Annotated in this window: 20 protein-coding genes; 19 read left to right on the forward strand and 1 reads right to left on the reverse strand. The window is 43.5% G+C overall.

The features are described 5' to 3' along the window. Nucleotides 1-137: 137 nt before the first annotated feature. The 11 genes from MUB50_RS05365 to rsfS all read left to right on the forward strand — a co-directional run bounded on the left by MUB50_RS05365 (nucleotide 138) and on the right by rsfS (nucleotide 8,270). Complete coding sequence (locus tag MUB50_RS05365) at nucleotides 138-2,009, forward strand: TIGR03960 family B12-binding radical SAM protein (protein WP_244790386.1); 1,872 nt, start codon at nucleotides 138-140, stop codon at nucleotides 2,007-2,009. Continuing rightward, on the forward strand, nucleotides 1,984-2,700 hold the full coding sequence (locus MUB50_RS05370; RefSeq protein ID WP_334297425.1) for a TIGR03936 family radical SAM-associated protein: 717 nt from the start codon (nucleotides 1,984-1,986) through the stop codon (nucleotides 2,698-2,700). Before MUB50_RS05365 ends, MUB50_RS05370 begins: the two co-directional genes overlap by 26 nt. Continuing rightward, the gene (locus tag MUB50_RS05375) at nucleotides 2,684-3,907 is read left to right on the forward strand and encodes a ribonuclease E/G (RefSeq protein ID WP_334303617.1); all 1,224 of its coding nucleotides are present in this window, start codon (nucleotides 2,684-2,686) and stop codon (nucleotides 3,905-3,907) included. Before MUB50_RS05370 ends, MUB50_RS05375 begins: the two co-directional genes overlap by 17 nt. Nucleotides 3,908-4,048: 141 nt before the next feature. Beyond that, nucleotides 4,049-4,354 (forward strand): 50S ribosomal protein L21, encoded by a 306-nt coding sequence (rplU, locus tag MUB50_RS05380; RefSeq protein WP_015525170.1) that lies wholly within the window; start codon nucleotides 4,049-4,051, stop codon nucleotides 4,352-4,354. 12 nt (nucleotides 4,355-4,366) lie between these two features. Next, the gene (locus tag MUB50_RS05385) at nucleotides 4,367-4,687 is read left to right on the forward strand and encodes a ribosomal-processing cysteine protease Prp (RefSeq protein ID WP_244790388.1); all 321 of its coding nucleotides are present in this window, start codon (nucleotides 4,367-4,369) and stop codon (nucleotides 4,685-4,687) included. Nucleotides 4,688-4,692: 5 nt separating this feature from the next. Beyond that, nucleotides 4,693-4,980 (forward strand): 50S ribosomal protein L27, encoded by a 288-nt coding sequence (gene rpmA / locus MUB50_RS05390; RefSeq protein WP_015525168.1) that lies wholly within the window; start codon nucleotides 4,693-4,695, stop codon nucleotides 4,978-4,980. A gap of 64 nt (nucleotides 4,981-5,044) precedes the next feature. Further along, nucleotides 5,045-6,337, forward strand: coding sequence for a GTPase ObgE (gene obgE / locus MUB50_RS05395; RefSeq protein WP_114001606.1), 1,293 nt, complete (start codon nucleotides 5,045-5,047; stop codon nucleotides 6,335-6,337). 12 nt (nucleotides 6,338-6,349) lie between these two features. Then, entirely contained in the window at nucleotides 6,350-6,640 is a 291-nt protein-coding gene (yhbY, locus tag MUB50_RS05400; protein ID WP_021978046.1) for a ribosome assembly RNA-binding protein YhbY, read from the forward strand. A gap of 16 nt (nucleotides 6,641-6,656) precedes the next feature. Next, nucleotides 6,657-7,298, forward strand: coding sequence for a nicotinate-nucleotide adenylyltransferase (gene nadD, locus MUB50_RS05405; protein ID WP_118624700.1), 642 nt, complete (start codon nucleotides 6,657-6,659; stop codon nucleotides 7,296-7,298). Next, nucleotides 7,285-7,899 (forward strand): bis(5'-nucleosyl)-tetraphosphatase (symmetrical) YqeK, encoded by a 615-nt coding sequence (gene yqeK, locus MUB50_RS05410; RefSeq protein WP_015525164.1) that lies wholly within the window; start codon nucleotides 7,285-7,287, stop codon nucleotides 7,897-7,899. Before nadD ends, yqeK begins: the two co-directional genes overlap by 14 nt. 5 nt (nucleotides 7,900-7,904) lie before the next feature. After that, entirely contained in the window at nucleotides 7,905-8,270 is a 366-nt protein-coding gene (rsfS, locus tag MUB50_RS05415) for a ribosome silencing factor (RefSeq protein ID WP_118515429.1), read from the forward strand. A gap of 173 nt (nucleotides 8,271-8,443) precedes the next feature. Here rsfS and lexA read toward each other — a convergent pair whose 3' ends face one another. Continuing rightward, nucleotides 8,444-9,064, reverse strand: a complete 621-nt coding sequence (gene lexA, locus MUB50_RS05420; protein ID WP_015525162.1) for a transcriptional repressor LexA — start codon at nucleotides 9,062-9,064, stop codon at nucleotides 8,444-8,446. Nucleotides 9,065-9,278: 214 nt separating this feature from the next. On the opposite strand from lexA, the gene MUB50_RS05425 reads away from it, so the two are divergent. From MUB50_RS05425 to MUB50_RS05460, 8 genes are all read left to right on the forward strand, one after another. After that, nucleotides 9,279-10,721 carry an HlyD family efflux transporter periplasmic adaptor subunit gene (locus tag MUB50_RS05425; protein WP_118515431.1) on the forward strand — a complete coding sequence of 481 codons (1,443 nt, stop codon included), beginning with the start codon at nucleotides 9,279-9,281 and terminating at the stop codon, nucleotides 10,719-10,721. 19 nt (nucleotides 10,722-10,740) lie between these two features. Next, nucleotides 10,741-11,433: a YggS family pyridoxal phosphate-dependent enzyme gene (locus MUB50_RS05430; protein ID WP_118515432.1), complete on the forward strand. Its 693-nt coding sequence runs from the start codon at nucleotides 10,741-10,743 to the stop codon at nucleotides 11,431-11,433. A 24-nt stretch (nucleotides 11,434-11,457) separates the two neighbouring features. Beyond that, nucleotides 11,458-12,111 (forward strand): cell division protein SepF, encoded by a 654-nt coding sequence (locus MUB50_RS05435; protein WP_244790390.1) that lies wholly within the window; start codon nucleotides 11,458-11,460, stop codon nucleotides 12,109-12,111. A gap of 4 nt (nucleotides 12,112-12,115) precedes the next feature. After that, nucleotides 12,116-12,868 (forward strand): YlmH family RNA-binding protein, encoded by a 753-nt coding sequence (locus tag MUB50_RS05440; RefSeq protein ID WP_021652062.1) that lies wholly within the window; start codon nucleotides 12,116-12,118, stop codon nucleotides 12,866-12,868. A gap of 20 nt (nucleotides 12,869-12,888) precedes the next feature. Further along, nucleotides 12,889-13,980 carry a 3-dehydroquinate synthase gene (aroB, locus tag MUB50_RS05445; RefSeq protein WP_244790392.1) on the forward strand — a complete coding sequence of 364 codons (1,092 nt, stop codon included), beginning with the start codon at nucleotides 12,889-12,891 and terminating at the stop codon, nucleotides 13,978-13,980. After that, nucleotides 13,977-14,513, forward strand: coding sequence for a signal peptidase II (lspA, locus tag MUB50_RS05450; protein WP_244790394.1), 537 nt, complete (start codon nucleotides 13,977-13,979; stop codon nucleotides 14,511-14,513). The genes aroB and lspA overlap by 4 nt, the downstream gene beginning before the upstream one ends. Before the next feature lie 51 nt (nucleotides 14,514-14,564). Next, a complete protein-coding gene (locus MUB50_RS05455) occupies nucleotides 14,565-15,479 on the forward strand; it encodes an RluA family pseudouridine synthase (RefSeq protein ID WP_118624686.1) in 915 nt (304 codons plus the stop codon). Nucleotides 15,480-15,581: 102 nt separating this feature from the next. Continuing rightward, on the forward strand, nucleotides 15,582-16,223 hold the full coding sequence (locus MUB50_RS05460) for a cytidylate kinase-like family protein (protein ID WP_021978034.1): 642 nt from the start codon (nucleotides 15,582-15,584) through the stop codon (nucleotides 16,221-16,223). Nucleotides 16,224-16,263: the final 40 nt, after the last annotated feature.

A 16,263-nucleotide genomic window follows, 5' to 3' on the forward strand; every position in this document is an offset into this window, starting at 1 on the left:
AAACGCCCTGAACAGCCTTTTTTAGAGGGTTTTCAGCAGGTGAAATGACATATTATTTAATATGAGTTATATATTGTACAGACTGCTTACTAATTCGACCAGCTTGTATAATATGTACAACTAGCGAAAGGAAAACTATGAGAAAATTAGCATTAAATGATGAAATATTGCTAAAAGTTGACAAAGCAGCCCGCTATATCGGTGGTGAAGTCAATTCCGTAATGAAAGACCTGTCTAAAATTGACATTAGAGTTGCCATGTGCTTCCCGGATGTCTACGAGATCGGAATGTCAAACCTCGGCATGATGATCCTCTATAACATGTTCAACCAGCGTGAGGACGTATGGTGTGAGCGGCTCTTTTCCCCATGGCCGGATCTGGATAAGGTGATGAGGGAGAAGAAGATCCCGTTGTTTGCACTGGAATCCCAGGAGCCGATCCGGGATTTTGATTTTCTTGGAATTACGATTGGGTACGAGATGTGCTATACCAATATCCTCCAGGTACTGGATCTCAGTGGTATCCCGCTGAAAAGCGCAGACCGTGGTGAGGATTTCCCTATTGTGATCGGTGGTGGTGCCTGTGCGTATAATCCGGAGCCGCTGGCACCTTTTTTTGATATGTTTTATATCGGAGAAGGTGAAACTGTTTATGATGCACTTTTTGATGCGTACAAGGCCAATAAAAAGGCTGGTGGCAGCAGGAAGGATTTTCTCCTGGCAGCAGCTAAGATTCCTGGAATTTATGTTCCGTCTCTCTATGAAGTTACCTATAAAGAAGATGGTACGATCGCATCCTTTGCACCGACGGCGGATGGTGTTCCTGAGAAGGTCCAGAAACAGCTGATCATTGATATGGAAAAGGAATACCGGGCTGTGGAGGCGCCGGTTGTTCCTCACATCAAGGCAACACAGGATCGTGTAACTCTTGAGATCCAGAGAGGATGCATTCGAGGCTGTCGTTTCTGCCAGGCAGGTATGATCTACCGTCCGACCCGTGAACGTGATGTGGAGACTTTGAAGGAATCGGCGCGTACCATGCTGAAAAATACAGGACATGAAGAGATTTCCCTCAGTTCCTTAAGCTCCAGTGACTATTCCCAGCTGAAAGAACTGGTGAACTTCCTGATCGAAGAGTTTCATGGAAAGGCTGTTAATATTTCCTTACCATCTCTCAGGATCGATGCGTTTGCACTGGATGTTATGAGTAAAGTGCAGGATGTAAAGAAAAGCAGCCTGACCTTTGCTCCGGAGGCTGGTTCTCAGCGACTTCGTGACGTTATCAACAAAGGCCTGACAGAGGAAGTGATCCTCCATGGTGCAGGCGAAGCGTTCAAGGGCGGCTGGAATCAGGTGAAGCTTTACTTTATGCTTGGTCTTCCCACAGAAACAGAAGACGATATGAAGGGAATTGCTCATCTGGCACAGAAGATCGCAGAGACCTATTATGAGGTGGTTCCGAAAGAACAGCGTAAAGGTAAGGTACAGATCAACGTCAGCACTTCTTTCTTTGTGCCGAAGCCCTTTACCCCATTTCAGTGGGCACCAATGTATACGGAGCAGGATTTTGTGGAAAAAGCCAAGGTGGTTAAAAATGAAGTCCGTGCCCAACTGAATCAGAGAAGTATCCGTTATAACTGGCATGAACCGGATGTAACAGCTCTGGAAGGATTTCTCGCACGTGGGGACAGACGATGTGCGGATGTGATCCTGAAGGCTTATGAAAAAGGTGCCCTTTACGATGCCTGGACAGAAAATTTTGATTATGATATCTGGAAGGATGCTATGGCTGAATGCGGAGTGGATATGACATTCTACACACTTCGTGAAAGAAGCCTGGATGAGATCCTTCCATGGGATTTCATTGATACCGGTGTCAGCCGCAGATTCCTGGAGCGAGAATGGCAGCGTGCAAAAGAGGGTGTTGTGACAGAAAACTGCCGTCAGAAATGTTCCGCATGTGGAGCTATGAAATTTAAAGGAGGTGTCTGCCTTGAAGGTAAGAATTAAATTCAGCAAAGAGGGTCCTATGAAGTTTGTGGGACATCTGGATACCATGCGTTATTTCCAGAAAGCGCTTCGTCGTGCAGAGCTTCCGGTAGCGTTTTCCGGCGGGTACAGCCCGCATATGATCATGTCTTTTGCGGTTCCACTTGGAGTAGGGATGGAGAGTCTCGGAGATTATTTTGACCTGGAAATGGCAGAAGATATGCCTACTGCAGAGATCGCAGCCCGGCTGGAGGAACAGATGGCAGAGGGGATGCATATCGTAAGTGTTCGCAAGGTAGAGGATGGAAAAGCGGGTAAAGCGATGGCGTTGGTGGCAGCAGCAGATTATCTTGTGGAGTTCCGTCCGGGCAAAGAGCCTTCTATCGACTGGAAAGGACAAGTGAAGGAATTTCTGGCACAGCCGGAGATCAAAGTGACCAAGCAGACTAAGCGCAGCGAAAAGGAAATCGATCTCCGCCCGAATATCTATAAAATGGAAGTAAGAGAGAATGGGTTCTTCTATATGCTGGCATCTGCAAGCTCTAATTATACGAAGCCGGAGATGGTAACAAACACCTTTTTTCATTGGCTTGGAGAAGAACTTCCGGAATTTGCCTTCACAGTGAAACGTCTGGAAATGTATGCCGATGAAGGAGAAAATGCAAGTCCACGTTTTGTGACTCTGGAATCATTAGGTGAGGAAATTGAGTAAACTGATCATTACAAGAATGGAGATCCATGGTGTGTCCTGTACAGTAGCGGCCCTTTCAGAGGAGGAACGGATCGTCGAGATCCGGCTGGAATCCGATCAGGAAAAATCCATTCTTGGAAATATATACACCGGACAGGTCGAAAATATCGCATCCAATATCCAGGCGGCTTTTGTGCAGATCGAGCCTGGAAAGAGATGCTACTACCCTCTTGCGGAGGCACAGAGAGCTGTTTTTTCCGCAGGAAGAAAAGGCAACGGACCATTGCGGCCTGGAGATGAGCTTCTGGTCCAGGTAAGCAGGGATGCCATGAAGGGGAAACTTCCGGCATTGACCTCCAATCTGAATTTTACGGGAAGATATCTTGTTCTCACTACAGGAGATAAAAAGTTTGGTCTGTCTTCCAAGCTGGCACAGGAAGACCGCCATCGCCTCAGCGGATGGCTGAAAGAAGAAGCAGAGCGTCCGGATAAGGAATTCGGGATCATTGTCCGGACCAATGCCGCAGATGCTTCCAAAGAAGAGATCCTGAAGGAACTGGAGTGGCTGAAGGGCCGCTACCATAAAGCTGTGGTCCAGGGACGGAACCGAACCTGTTTCAGTCTGGTACTGGAGACAGAACCATTTTATGTGGCGGCTGTGAGAGATGCGTATGGTCGTGACCTGGATGAGATCATTACCGATGTGCCGGAAATCAGAGAAATGATCCTGGGATATCTGGAAGAGATCAGCCCGGAGCTTAAAGAGAAGCTTCGTTTTTATCAGGACAAACTTCTTCCGCTTTATAAGCTGTATCGCGTGGAAACTGCACTGGATGCGATCCAGAAAGAAAAAGTATGGCTGAACAGTGGCGGATTTCTGGTGATCCAGCAGACGGAAGCCTTTGTATCCATTGATGTAAACAGTGGAAAATATACCGGAAAAAAGAAAATGGAAGAAACCTTCCGCAAGATCAATCTGGAAGCGGCTGCGGAGATCAGCCGGCAGTTACGGCTGCGTAATCTTTCAGGTATTATCCTGATTGATTTTATCAACATGGAAAATCCGGATCACAGAGATGAACTCTTTCATGTTTTACAGAAGCTTCTCAGAAAAGATCCGATAAAGAGCAGGGCCATTGATATCACACCATTGCATATCCTGGAAATGACCAGAAAGAAAGTAAGACGTCCGGTGATTGAGGACATTCGGGAACTTACAAAAAAATAATAAAAATGTCAAAAAAACTATTGACATAACAGTATGTCACTGTTATGATAATCGAGTATGCCGCACAAAGAGGTTAAAGAGCTTCAGTTTCAGAACAGAAGCCACCGAATTTGGCGAGTAAATAATTAGGAGGTGCCACAAATGTACGCAATTATTGCAACAGGTGGTAAACAGTACAAGGTTGCCGAGGGTGACGTAATTAAAGTTGAAAAGCTCGGTGTAGAAGCTGGTGAAACCGTAACATTTGACAACGTGATCGCAGTCAGCAATGACGGATTAAAGGTTGGCGAGGATGTAAAAGATGCCAGTGTTACCGCTTCTGTAGTTGAAAACGGTAAGAATCGCAAGGTCATCGTTTACAAATACAAACGCAAAACTGGATATCACAAGAAAAACGGACACAGACAGCAGTACACCAAGGTTAAGATCGAAAAGATTAACGGTTAATCTGGTGTCATCATGATTACAATTAAAGTCAGAAAGAAAAACGGATCTTACGAAGAATTTATTTCGAAGGGACATGCCGGTTATGCGGAAGCCGGACAGGATATTGTCTGTGCTGCGGTATCTGCACTGATCATTACCACGGTGAATTCTCTTGAGAAATTCACAGATGATAAATTTGATGTGCAGGAAAATGATGGATTTGTTTCCATTCATTTCAGAAATGATCTTTCTGAACGGGGGATGCTCCTTATGGATTCCTTACTTCTCGGTCTGACGGAAATTGCTGGTAGTTATAACAATCGATATTTGACAGTAAAAGTCAAGGAGGTGTAACAACAATGATGAAGATGAACCTTCAGTTATTCGCACATAAAAAAGGAGTTGGTTCTACAAAGAACGGTCGTGATTCCGAGTCTAAGAGATTAGGTGCGAAAAGAGCAGACGGACAGTTTGTAAAAGCCGGAAACATTCTTTACAGACAGCGCGGAACCAAGATTCACCCAGGTGAAAACGTAGGCTGCGGTAAAGACTATACTTTATTTGCACTTACAGACGGAGTCGTAAGATTCACAAGAAAAGGTCGCGATAAGAAACAGGTTTCTATCGTTCCTGTAGACGCAGAGTAATGAAATAGGTAAAAGGCTTCAAATCGATCCGGTTTGGAGCCTTTTTTTGGAATAGAGGTGTAATATGTTTGCAGATAGAGCAAGGATCATTATCCGCTCCGGTAAAGGCGGCGACGGACATGTAAGCTTCCGCCGTGAACTGTATGTACCCAATGGCGGGCCGGACGGCGGCGATGGTGGCCGTGGCGGTGATGTGATTTTTGAGATCGACGAGGGCCAGAATACTCTCGGAGACTACAGACACAGAAGAAAATATAAAGCTGAGGATGGCCAGGAAGGCGGTAAAAAACGCTGCCATGGTGCAGATGGTAAGGATGTGGTCCTGAAGGTTCCGGAAGGTACGGTGATCATGGATGCGGAATCCGGCAAGGTCATCGCGGATATGTCCGGTGAGAATCGCAGACAGATCGTATTAAAAGGCGGTCGTGGTGGAAAAGGCAATCAGCACTATGCAACAGCTACCATGCAGGTACCGAAATATGCCCAGCCTGGACAGCCGGCTCAGGAACTTGAGGTTCTCCTTGAACTTAAAGTGATCGCAGATGTTGGTCTGGTAGGATTTCCGAATGTTGGTAAATCTACCTTCCTTTCCCGTGTGACAAATGCACAGCCGAAGATCGCCAACTATCATTTTACAACGTTAAGTCCTAATCTTGGCGTTGTAGATACTGATAACGGCGGCTTTGTTATCGCTGATATCCCGGGACTGATCGAGGGCGCATCGGAAGGTGTAGGGCTTGGACATGAATTCCTCCGTCATATTGAGCGTACACGAGTTATCATCCATATTGTAGATGCAGCTTCCGTAGAAGGTCGTGATCCAGTGGAGGATATCCACAAGATCAATAAAGAACTGGAGGCCTACAATCCGGAAATTGCAGCAAGACCACAGGTGATCGCAGCCAACAAGATCGACTGTATTTTTGATGATGGCGAAGAAAGCCCTATTGATCAACTGAAAGCAGAATTTGAGCCACAGGGCATTTCGGTTTATCCAATCTCAGCCGTTACCGGGCAGGGTGTCAGAGAACTCCTTTTCCATGTGAAAGAGCTTCTGGATAAGAGCCCGATGAAACCGGTAGTGTTTGAACAGGAATTCTTCCCGGAAGATGTTCTTGTAAATGAAAATCTTCCATTTACTGTGGAGCGCAGCGAGGAAGATCCGGAAGTATTCCTTGTGGAAGGTCCTAAGATTGAAAAAATGCTTGGCTATACAAATCTGGATTCCGAGAAGGGCTTTGCTTTCTTCCAGAAATTCCTGAAAGAGGGCGGTATCCTGGAGGAACTGGAGAAAGCCGGTATCCAGGAAGGTGATACGGTTCGTATGTATGGCTTTGATTTTGATTATTATAAATAAAGAGGTATGACAATGACAAGTAAGCAGAGAGCATATTTAAAAGGCCTTGCCATGACAATGGATCCGATCCTTCAGCTTGGCAAGGGTGGTCTTACTCCTGAAAATACCGCTGCTGTTGAGGAAGCTCTTGCAGCAAGAGAGCTGATCAAGATCAGCGTTCTTCAGAACTGTCTGGAGGATCCGCGTGAAATGGCACAGGTTCTTGCAGAGAGAACAAGATCTCAGGTAGTACAGGTGATCGGTAAAAAGATCGTTCTCTACAGAGAAGGTAAAAAGGACAAGAAAAAAATCATTCTTCCCTAATCTCGGGAGGTTATAAATGAGCAAAGCAACAAAGAAAATAGGAATCATGGGTGGTACTTTTGATCCCATTCATATGGGGCATTTGATCCTGGGAGAAAAAGCCTATGAACAGCTTGAACTTGATAAGGTTTTGTTTATGCCCTGCGGAAATCCACCTCATAAACGGAACCGTAAGGGCAGAGCGACTGATGAACAGCGTGCGGAAATGGTCCGTCTTGCCATAGAGGATAATCCTCACTTTGAGCTGTCTCTGATCGAGATGCATGAGGAAGGCTATACGTATACTTACCGGACTCTGGAACAGCTGAATAAAGCGAATCCGGACACAGAGTATTATTTTATCATCGGTGCAGATTCGCTTTTTAATTTTGATACCTGGATGGAACCGGAACGCATTTGTCATGAAGCAGTACTGGTAGTGGCAACCAGAGATCATACTCCATTGAAGGAACTTGATCAGCAGATGCAACTTCTGTCACAGAAGTATAACGGAAATTTTATTCGACTGGATACCATGAATATTGATGTTTCCAGTGAACTGCTCCGTTCCTGGCATGAAAGCGGGCAGAGTCTCCGCTACTATGTTCCCCAGCCTGTGATTTCCTATATCGAGAAAAATGATATCTATAAAGGAAATGATTCAGATGGGAAAATATGATTTTATCAAGATAAAAAAGAAACTTTCCAAATATCTGGATGAGGCCAGATTTGAGCATACAATGGGGGTTATGTACACTTGTGCTGCGCTTGCCATGGTTTATGATTATGATCTGGAGGATGCACAGGCTGCAGGACTTCTTCATGACAGTGCAAAGTGTATTCCTAATAAAAAGAAACTGAAGCTGTGCAGCCAGCATGATATTCCGGTATCAGATTTTGAAAAGGATCATCCGTTTCTTCTTCATGCCAAACTGGGGGCTTATGTGGCCAGCAGTAAATATGATATTAAAGACGAAGAGATCCTGACAGCGATCACTTATCATACAACAGGAAGACCGGGAATGAGTCTTCTTGAGAAGATCGTATATATTTCAGATTATATTGAACCAATGCGTGACAAGGCTCCGAATCTTGCGAAGGTGCGAAAGATTGCTTTTGAAGATCTGGATGAGTGTATGTATGAGATTTTAAAGGATACACTGGAATATCTGGAGGAAAATCCCAAGGAAATCGACAGTACGACCAGGGATGCTTATGTTTATTATAAAGAACTCCATGACAGAAAAATGCAGGATGCAGCCAACAGACAGGAGGATTAAAATTTATGAGTATCGAAAAAGATATGGTCCGGATTGCCTGCAAGGCACTGGATGATAAAAAAGCAAAGGATATCAAGATCATTGATATCCATGAGGTTTCCGTGATCGCAGATTATTTTGTGATCGCAAGTGCTTCCAACCAGAATCAGGTACAGGCAATGGTTGACAATGCAGATGAAATGCTTGGCCGTGCCGGATATGAAGCAAAACAGATCGAGGGAACCAGAAACTCCAGCTGGGTCCTCATGGATTACGGTGATATGATCATCCATATCTTTGATGAGGAAAACAGACTTTTCTACGATCTTGAGAGAATCTGGAGAGACGGCAAGATTCTTGATGCGGAAGAATTTCTTGGTGAGAATGAATAAAATTCGTTATATTAGTTTACTGTAAAAATATTATGTAAACTAAAAAAGGAAATCAAAAAGCAGAGGTTTTCTGCTGAAAAAGAAAAGAGAGATATCTTTGTGGGGCAGTACAGCTACCTTAAAGATATCTCTCTTTTTAGATCACATTACATTGGGATCAGTTGTTTATGCTTTCATGAAAAGAAACGAAATACACCAAATACTTTGCCGAGGATCTGCAGATTGCCGGTAATGATGATCGGTTCCATATTGTCGTTCTCCGGCTGAAGTCGATAATAACCATTTTCTTTGTAGAAAGTCTTAACTGTTGCAGAATCATCGATCAGAGCAACCACCATGTCGCCGTTTTCTGCTGTTGCCTGCTGCTTTACAAGAACCTGATCTCCATCAAAAATACCTGCATTGATCATACTGTCGCCTTTGACAGTCAGCATGAAACTTTGTTCATTGGGCATATATTCAGCCGGGATCGGAAAGTAAGCGTCGATATTTTCCACTGCCAGAATCGGCTGTCCGGCAGCAACAGTGCCTACAAGAGGAACATTGACAACCTCGCGGCGGACCAGATTGAAATTATCATCAATGATCTCGATCGCACGGGGCTTGGTGGCATCTCTGCGGATATATCCGTTTTTTTCCAGAGCTTCCAGATGGGAGTGAACGGAAGATGTGGATTTCAGGTTTACTGCTTCACAGATTTCACGGACGGAGGGCGGGAAACCTCTGTTAAGGATCTCGTTTTTCATATAATCCAGTATTTCCTGCTGCTTTTTACTGATTCTGCCATATGTCATGTGTACTTACCTCCCTGGGTTGATTTTATCTGCTGTCGACCATAATATGACAGCATCACGAAATTATATTTTAAATAGTATAACATACTTTTGAAAAAATGGCAAACGGATATTCGGAAAGTATGTTCGCACGTTTTAAAGCTTGTATTCATTTAAATAAAATGTTACAATAAAACGAACTTTAAGAGATGAACGATGTAAAGGAGGCATTCATTTGCCGGACAATAAAGTACATTCCGGAAAAACTCCGGGATTCTTAGCAAAGCTTCGTAAAATTTTTGGCCTGAACATTGGAACTGTAATGTTCGGAGCAATTTTTATCTATATGATCTTTAGTGTGATTCTTTATCTTACAGCTTCTCATATGGAATCTTATCAGGTTCCCTCCGGTCCGTTATCCATGAATGAGACATACACAGGGCTGGCGATCATGACAGAGAACGTAGTGCAGGCAGATGCAGGCGGTTACGTTACATATTACGCAAGGGAAGGTACCAAGATCAATGCCAACGGTGCTGTCTACAGCCTGAACAGCTCAAGATCTGCAGACAATGTAACCTCTCTGAGCAGAGAGGAACTGGCGGATATACGCAGTAATATGCAAAGCTTTTCCAAAGGATTTGATCCCAGCAAATTTAACAGTACCTATAGTTTTAAATATCAGCTCAATGGAAGCATCCTTCAGTATGCTTCAGATAGTTCGGGAGCTTCTTCTGCAAGTACGACGTCTGAAGATGGAGAAGAAGCCACAGTTACAACAATAGTTTCCAGTGATCCGAATATCCGCCGTGCGCAGACAGACGGAGTCATCCTGTATTCTACAGATGGCTACGAAACAAAAACCGTTGATAATGTCACAGCTGCTGATTTTGATCAGAATTCCTATCAGGAAACGGATCTGAAAACAGATGGACAGATAAAGGCCGGAGATGATATTTATACGATTATTACAGATGAACGCTGGAGTCTTTTGATCCCTTTAAGTGAGAAGCAGGCTGCTAATCTGAAGGAGCGTACATCGATCCGCGTCAAGTTCCTGAAAGATGATCTGACGCAGACAGGAGACTTTTCGATCATGGAGATCGATGGGGCTAAATATGGCAAGATCGATTTTAATAAGGGGCTGATCCGATATGCGTCAGACCGGTTTCTGGAAATAGAGCTTGTCACGAACAATGTGACAGGTTTAAAGATTCCGTTATCTTCTATCGTAACGAAGGAGTTTTATGCAATACCTTCCAAATATCTTACGACGGATGCTGAAACACAGCAATCGGGATTTATGCTTTCCGGCAGAAATAAAAAGGGCAACAGTACAAAAACCTTTGTCAGTGCCGGTATCTATGGCCGTGATGAGATCACAGACAAAGAAACACAGAAAACAAGCTATATTTATTACGTAGACAAGAATAAATTTAAAGAAGGCGATGCTCTTGTTGATCCGGATAGTGGAGAGAAGTTTATCATCGGAGATACAGAAGTTCTGGAGGGAGTTTTCTGTATCAATCAGGGATATGCGGTATTCCGCCGGATCGAGATCCTGGATGAAAATGAGGAATATGCAGTTGTATCAAAGGAAACCTATAATGGGCTTGTCCGATATGACCGTATTGTGAAAAATGCAGATAAAGTAAGTGAACAGGATATACTTTACTAATTAAAGGAGGCTTTATATCATGGTAGCGGAAAATTTGGCACAGGTGCAGAAAAATATTAATGAATCCTGCAATAAAATAAACAGAGATCCGAATGAAGTCACACTGATCGCAGTAAGCAAAACCAAACCGGTGGAGATGCTGAAGGAGGCTTATGATGCCGGAGCACGTGTCTTTGGAGAAAATAAAGTGCAGGAGATTGTAGATAAATATGATCAGATGCCTTCAGATGTCAAATGGCATATGATCGGACATCTTCAGCGTAATAAAGTAAAATATATTGTGGATAAAGTTGCAATGATCCATTCTGTAGATTCGCTTCGCCTGGCCGAGACGATTGAAAAAGAAGCAGCGAAAAAAGCGGTTATCGTCCCGATCCTTATAGAAGTAAATGTAGCGCAGGAAGAAAGTAAATTTGGTCTGAAACCGGAAGAAGTTTTACCGTTTATAGAACAGATCGCAGATTTTTCACACATTCAGATAAATGGGCTCATGACAATTGCTCCCTATGTTGATAATGCAGAGGAAAATCGCGAAATTTTCCGTGAACTTAAGAAATTAAGTGTTGACATTGCTGCTAAAAACATTAATAATGTTATTATGAGTGTTCTGAGCATGGGAATGACCGGAGATTACATGGTTGCCGTGCAGGAGGGCGCTACGATGGTGCGGGTAGGCACTGGTATTTTTGGTGCAAGAAATTACGCATTATAAGACTAATAAGATTGGAGATTTAAAATGGGCGTTTTAGACAAGTTTTTAGATGCCATCAAACTGAACGACGATTATGACGATGACGAATTGTTAGATGATAGCCTTCTTGAGGATGAGGACGATTATGACGACGATTTCCTCGATGAAGATGATGATATGGAAGAGAAACCAAAGAAGAAATTTTTTGAGAAATTTTCCAAGAAAAAAAATGACGAGGAAGAGGATTTTCTGGATGATGAGCCGGAAGATGAAACGGTTAAGGCACCTGTTGCCAAGTCATCTGCAAAGACAGCTGCAGCCAAGGCTCCGGCAAGACAGGACCGTATTTCCAGACCGGCACCTTCTTCCAAGATCACTCCGATGCGTACAAGCAAGCGTTCTTCCCAGGCTGCAAATATGGAAGTTTGTGTGATCAAGCCTACAACAATGGAGGAAGCAAGAGAAATTGCGGATACACTGGTCGATAATTCTACTGTTATCCTGAATCTTGAAGGAATCGATGTGGAGCTTGCACAGAGGATCATCGATTTTACTTCCGGTGCATGTTATTCACTTGGAGGAAGCCTTCAGCAGGTATCCAGCTATATTTTTGTACTTGGACCATATAATGTAGATATTACAGGTGATCTTCAGAATATCCTTGGCGGTTCTGTGCCGTCTGTAAGAGTGGGTTATTAACCTCATGGATAAAGAAGAACTTTTTGTTAAGAGAATCCGTGAACTGGCAAATCTGGCCTATCAGAGAGATATTACCACATTTACGGATTTTCTTAATTTAAATGAACGGAATATTTTAAACAGTCAAAATTTTCATAAGCTGGGTGTTACAGCGGAAGGTTTTGGCGGATACGAGAATGCAGAGCGTCAGATGGTAGCCTTTCACCCTGATGCTCTTGCTTTTACATGGGATTATCCCATTGATTGTATCCGGCTCGAGCCAAAAGCAGTGAAATTTTCAGAAGATCTGACACATCGGGATTATTTGGGAGCGATTCTGAATCTTGGGGTTGACAGGAGTGTTGTTGGGGATATTCTTATAGAAGATCATACTGCGAGCTTTTTCTGTCTGCGTCAGATGACAGATTTTTTTCTGGAGAATCTGTGTCGTGTAAGACATACCACAGTTGTGGCGTCGAAGATAGAAGATCCGGGTGATCTTCCGAGACCGGAACTGAAACCAGTTAGTGGAACCTGTGCATCCGTACGCCTGGATTCTCTGATCGCGCTGGCTTTTGGAACTTCCAGAAGCAGTATTGTGCATTGTATTGAAGAAGGGCTTGTTTTTGTAAATGGAAAACTGATCACATCCAATGGTTATGAGCCAAAAGAGGGAGACATCATATCCGTTCGGAAAAAGGGACGTTTTATTTATGATGGAGTATCCCGTCAGACAAAAAAAGGACGTCTTGGGGTACGGATTCTGCTTTATATCTGAACAGCTAGGAGGAAAACGCAATGGCAGCATCAAAATTACTTGTAAAACGAGAAGGTGATTTTCATTATCCCATCTGTTTTGAAGAAGATTTTTCTAATCTGGCACAGGTTATGAAGGAAGAGGGACTTGTCGACAGAAAAATCTGCATTGTGACAGATTCTAATGTGGGACCACTGTATGAAGAATCTGTAAGGCGGGTTTTAAGTGAGGTAAGTTCTGATATTTCTGTGTTCACCTTTGAGGCAGGAGAAAAAAACAAAAACCTTAATACCGTTTCGGCATTGTATCAGGTTCTGATCAAAAATGGTTTTGATCGAAAAAGTCTGCTTGTTGCATTAGGCGGTGGTGTGGTAGGCGACCTTACCGGATTTGGTGCAGCAACTTATCTCAGGGGGATTGACTTCATTCAGGTACCGACAACACTGCTTGCACAGGTAGACAGCAGTGTGGGTGGAAAAACCGGTGTAGATTTTCAGCAGTACAAAAACATGGTAGGAGCTTTTCACCAGCCACGTCTTGTTTATATGAATCTAAGCACTCTTTCTTCACTTCCGGCAGAACAGTTTGCCTGCGGAATGGGTGAGATTTTAAAAACAGGACTGATTTGTGATGGAGATTTTTTCCGCTATGTATGCTGTGAACAGAAAGAGATCAAAAAGCTGGACATGAAACAGATTGCCAGAATGGTACGCAGGTGCTGTGAGATCAAAGCCGGCGTTGTGGAGCGTGATCCAAAGGAACAGGGCGAGCGTGCACTTCTTAACCTGGGACATACTGTGGGGCATGCAGTAGAAAAACTTAAGAATTTCACCCTGCTCCACGGACAGTGTGTAGGAGTCGGATTGGTAGCTGCGGCATATCTTTCCATGAAACGAGGACTTCTGACCAGAGAAGAATATCAGGAAATCTGTCAGGGATGTTCGGATTACGATCTTCCGGTGCATGTAGAGGGCCTTATCCCGGAAGAAGTTCTTTCCGCAACAAAGAAAGATAAAAAAATGGAACAGGGACATATCAGGTTTATCCTGATGGATGGTATCGGAAAAAGCTTTATCGACAAAACAGTTACCGATGAAGAACTGCTTTCCTGTATTCAGGAGATAACTCTATGATCAGTCGTGTTAACCATCATCAGAAAATGTCTTTTAGTAAGTGTATGTCGGGAGACATTTTTTTACTGATCTTACTCGTGGCTGCAGATCAGGGAGCAAAATGGCTGTCATATCTGTATCTGAAAGGACAACCATCTGTTTCGCTGATTTCCGGCGTACTTGAACTTCATTATCTCTATCCTGAAAACAAGGGAATCGCGTTTGGAATGTTTCAGGGAAGTGTATTCTTTTTTGCCATTGTGAGTGTGCTGTTTCTGGGAGTGATCCTCTATGCATGGATCCGTATTCCGAAAGAGCGGTTTTATCTGCCTTTGCTCACCATTGCTACAGTACTTGCAGCCGGTGCACTGGGAAATTTTATTGATCGTTTTTTCAGAGGATATGTGATCGATTTTATCTATTTTTCCCTGATCGATTTTCCGGTATTTAATCTTGCGGATGTTTATGTGGTTGTAAGTGGAATTTTTCTGATCCTGTTTGTGTGCACGAAATACAGGGATGATGATTTTGCGTTTCTGAATATCAAACAGTAATTCGGGCAGAGAGACATATAATGCATTTGTCTGTTCTTGTAGGAGATATAAATGGAAATATATGATTATACAGTAGAAAAAGAAGAATCAGGTATACGAATCGACCGCTATCTTGCTGAGAAAGACAGCGGTCTTTCCAGGTCTTTCCTCCAGAAACTTCTGAAAGAAGGACAGATTACCGTGGGCGAGAAAGCTGCCAAATCTAATTATAAGGTTCGTGAAAATGACAGGATCCATCTGGAGATCCCGGATTCCAGTGAGCCGGATATCATTCCGGAGGACATTCCGCTGGATATTCTTTACGAGGATGAAGATGTACTGATTGTTAATAAGCCCAAAGGGATGGTTGTACATCCAGCAGCCGGGCATTATCAGGGGACACTGGTCAATGCAGTTATGGCACATTGTGGTGACAGCCTTTCCGGTATTAACGGAGTGATGCGGCCCGGAATTGTCCACAGAATTGATAAGGATACCACCGGAGCGCTGTTGGTATGCAAAAATGATATTGCTCACCGGGATCTGGCAGAACAGCTGAAATGTCACAGTATCCGCAGACGCTACCGGGCAGTTGTGCAGGGAAATCTGAAAGAGGATGAGGGAACAATAGAGGGACCTATTGGACGGCATCCGACAGATCGTAAAAAAATGGCCATCAATCATAAAAATGGTAAAGATGCAATAACACATTATAAAGTGCTGGAACGTTTTGGCGAGGCCACGTATGTGGAATGTCGGCTTGAAACAGGGCGTACCCACCAGATTCGTGTGCACATGGCCAGTATCGGACATCCGCTTCTTGGGGACACGGTGTATGGTTCATCCAGAAATCCTTATCATCTGGAGGGACAGGCACTTCATGCAATGATTCTTGGATTTGTTCATCCACGTACCGGTGAATATATGGAATTTACAGCCCCACTTCCGGAATATTTTGTTAAATTGCTGATAAAATTGCGAAAATAGCTGGAAAACACGTGAAATATATTGTATAATAACTATATTAAAGAGGAAGCAGAGTTAATATTTACAAATTCGCTGAATCTGGACAGAAAGGATGTGGCTGTTATGAGTAACAATACAACAAGTTCTATTATTACTATCGGTCGTAAATATGGCAGCGCCGGAAGGCAGATCGGCCAGGAAGTTGCTAAATATTTTGGAATCAAATGCTATGATAAAGAGCTGCTGGAGCACGCAGCCAATGACAGTGGGATCTGCAAGGAGCTGTTTGAGCATCATGATGAGAAGCCAACAAACAGTTTTCTTTATTCTCTTGTGATGGATACTTATTCATTTGGGTATTCCTCAGCCGGATTTACAGACATGCCTATGAACCATAAGATTTTTCTTGCACAGTTTGAGGCGATCAAGAAGCTGGCTTCAGAAGGTCCTTGTGTAATGGTCGGCAGATGTGCGGATTATGCACTTGCAGATAATCCGGATTGTTTCAGTGTATTTGTTCATGCAAACCTTGACTGGCGTATCAACCGTATTTCTCAGAAATACAATAAAAATGCTAAAGAGGCCAAGGACATGATCAACAAAACAGACAAAAGCCGTTCCAGCTACTATAATTATTACACCAACAAGAAATGGGGATCTGCGGACAGCTATAATCTTTGTCTGGATAGTAGCAAGCTTGGCATTGATGGAACTGCGAAGGCAATTATCGAAGCCATTCACATTTATGACAGCCTGAAAAAATAAACATCAGATTTCAGACACCCTGCCATTTTTTATGGCAGGG

The sequence above is a fragment of the Blautia sp. NSJ-140 genome (assembly GCF_022868965.1).
In the GTDB taxonomy this organism is placed as follows: Bacteria; Bacillota; Clostridia; order Lachnospirales; family Lachnospiraceae; genus Blautia_A.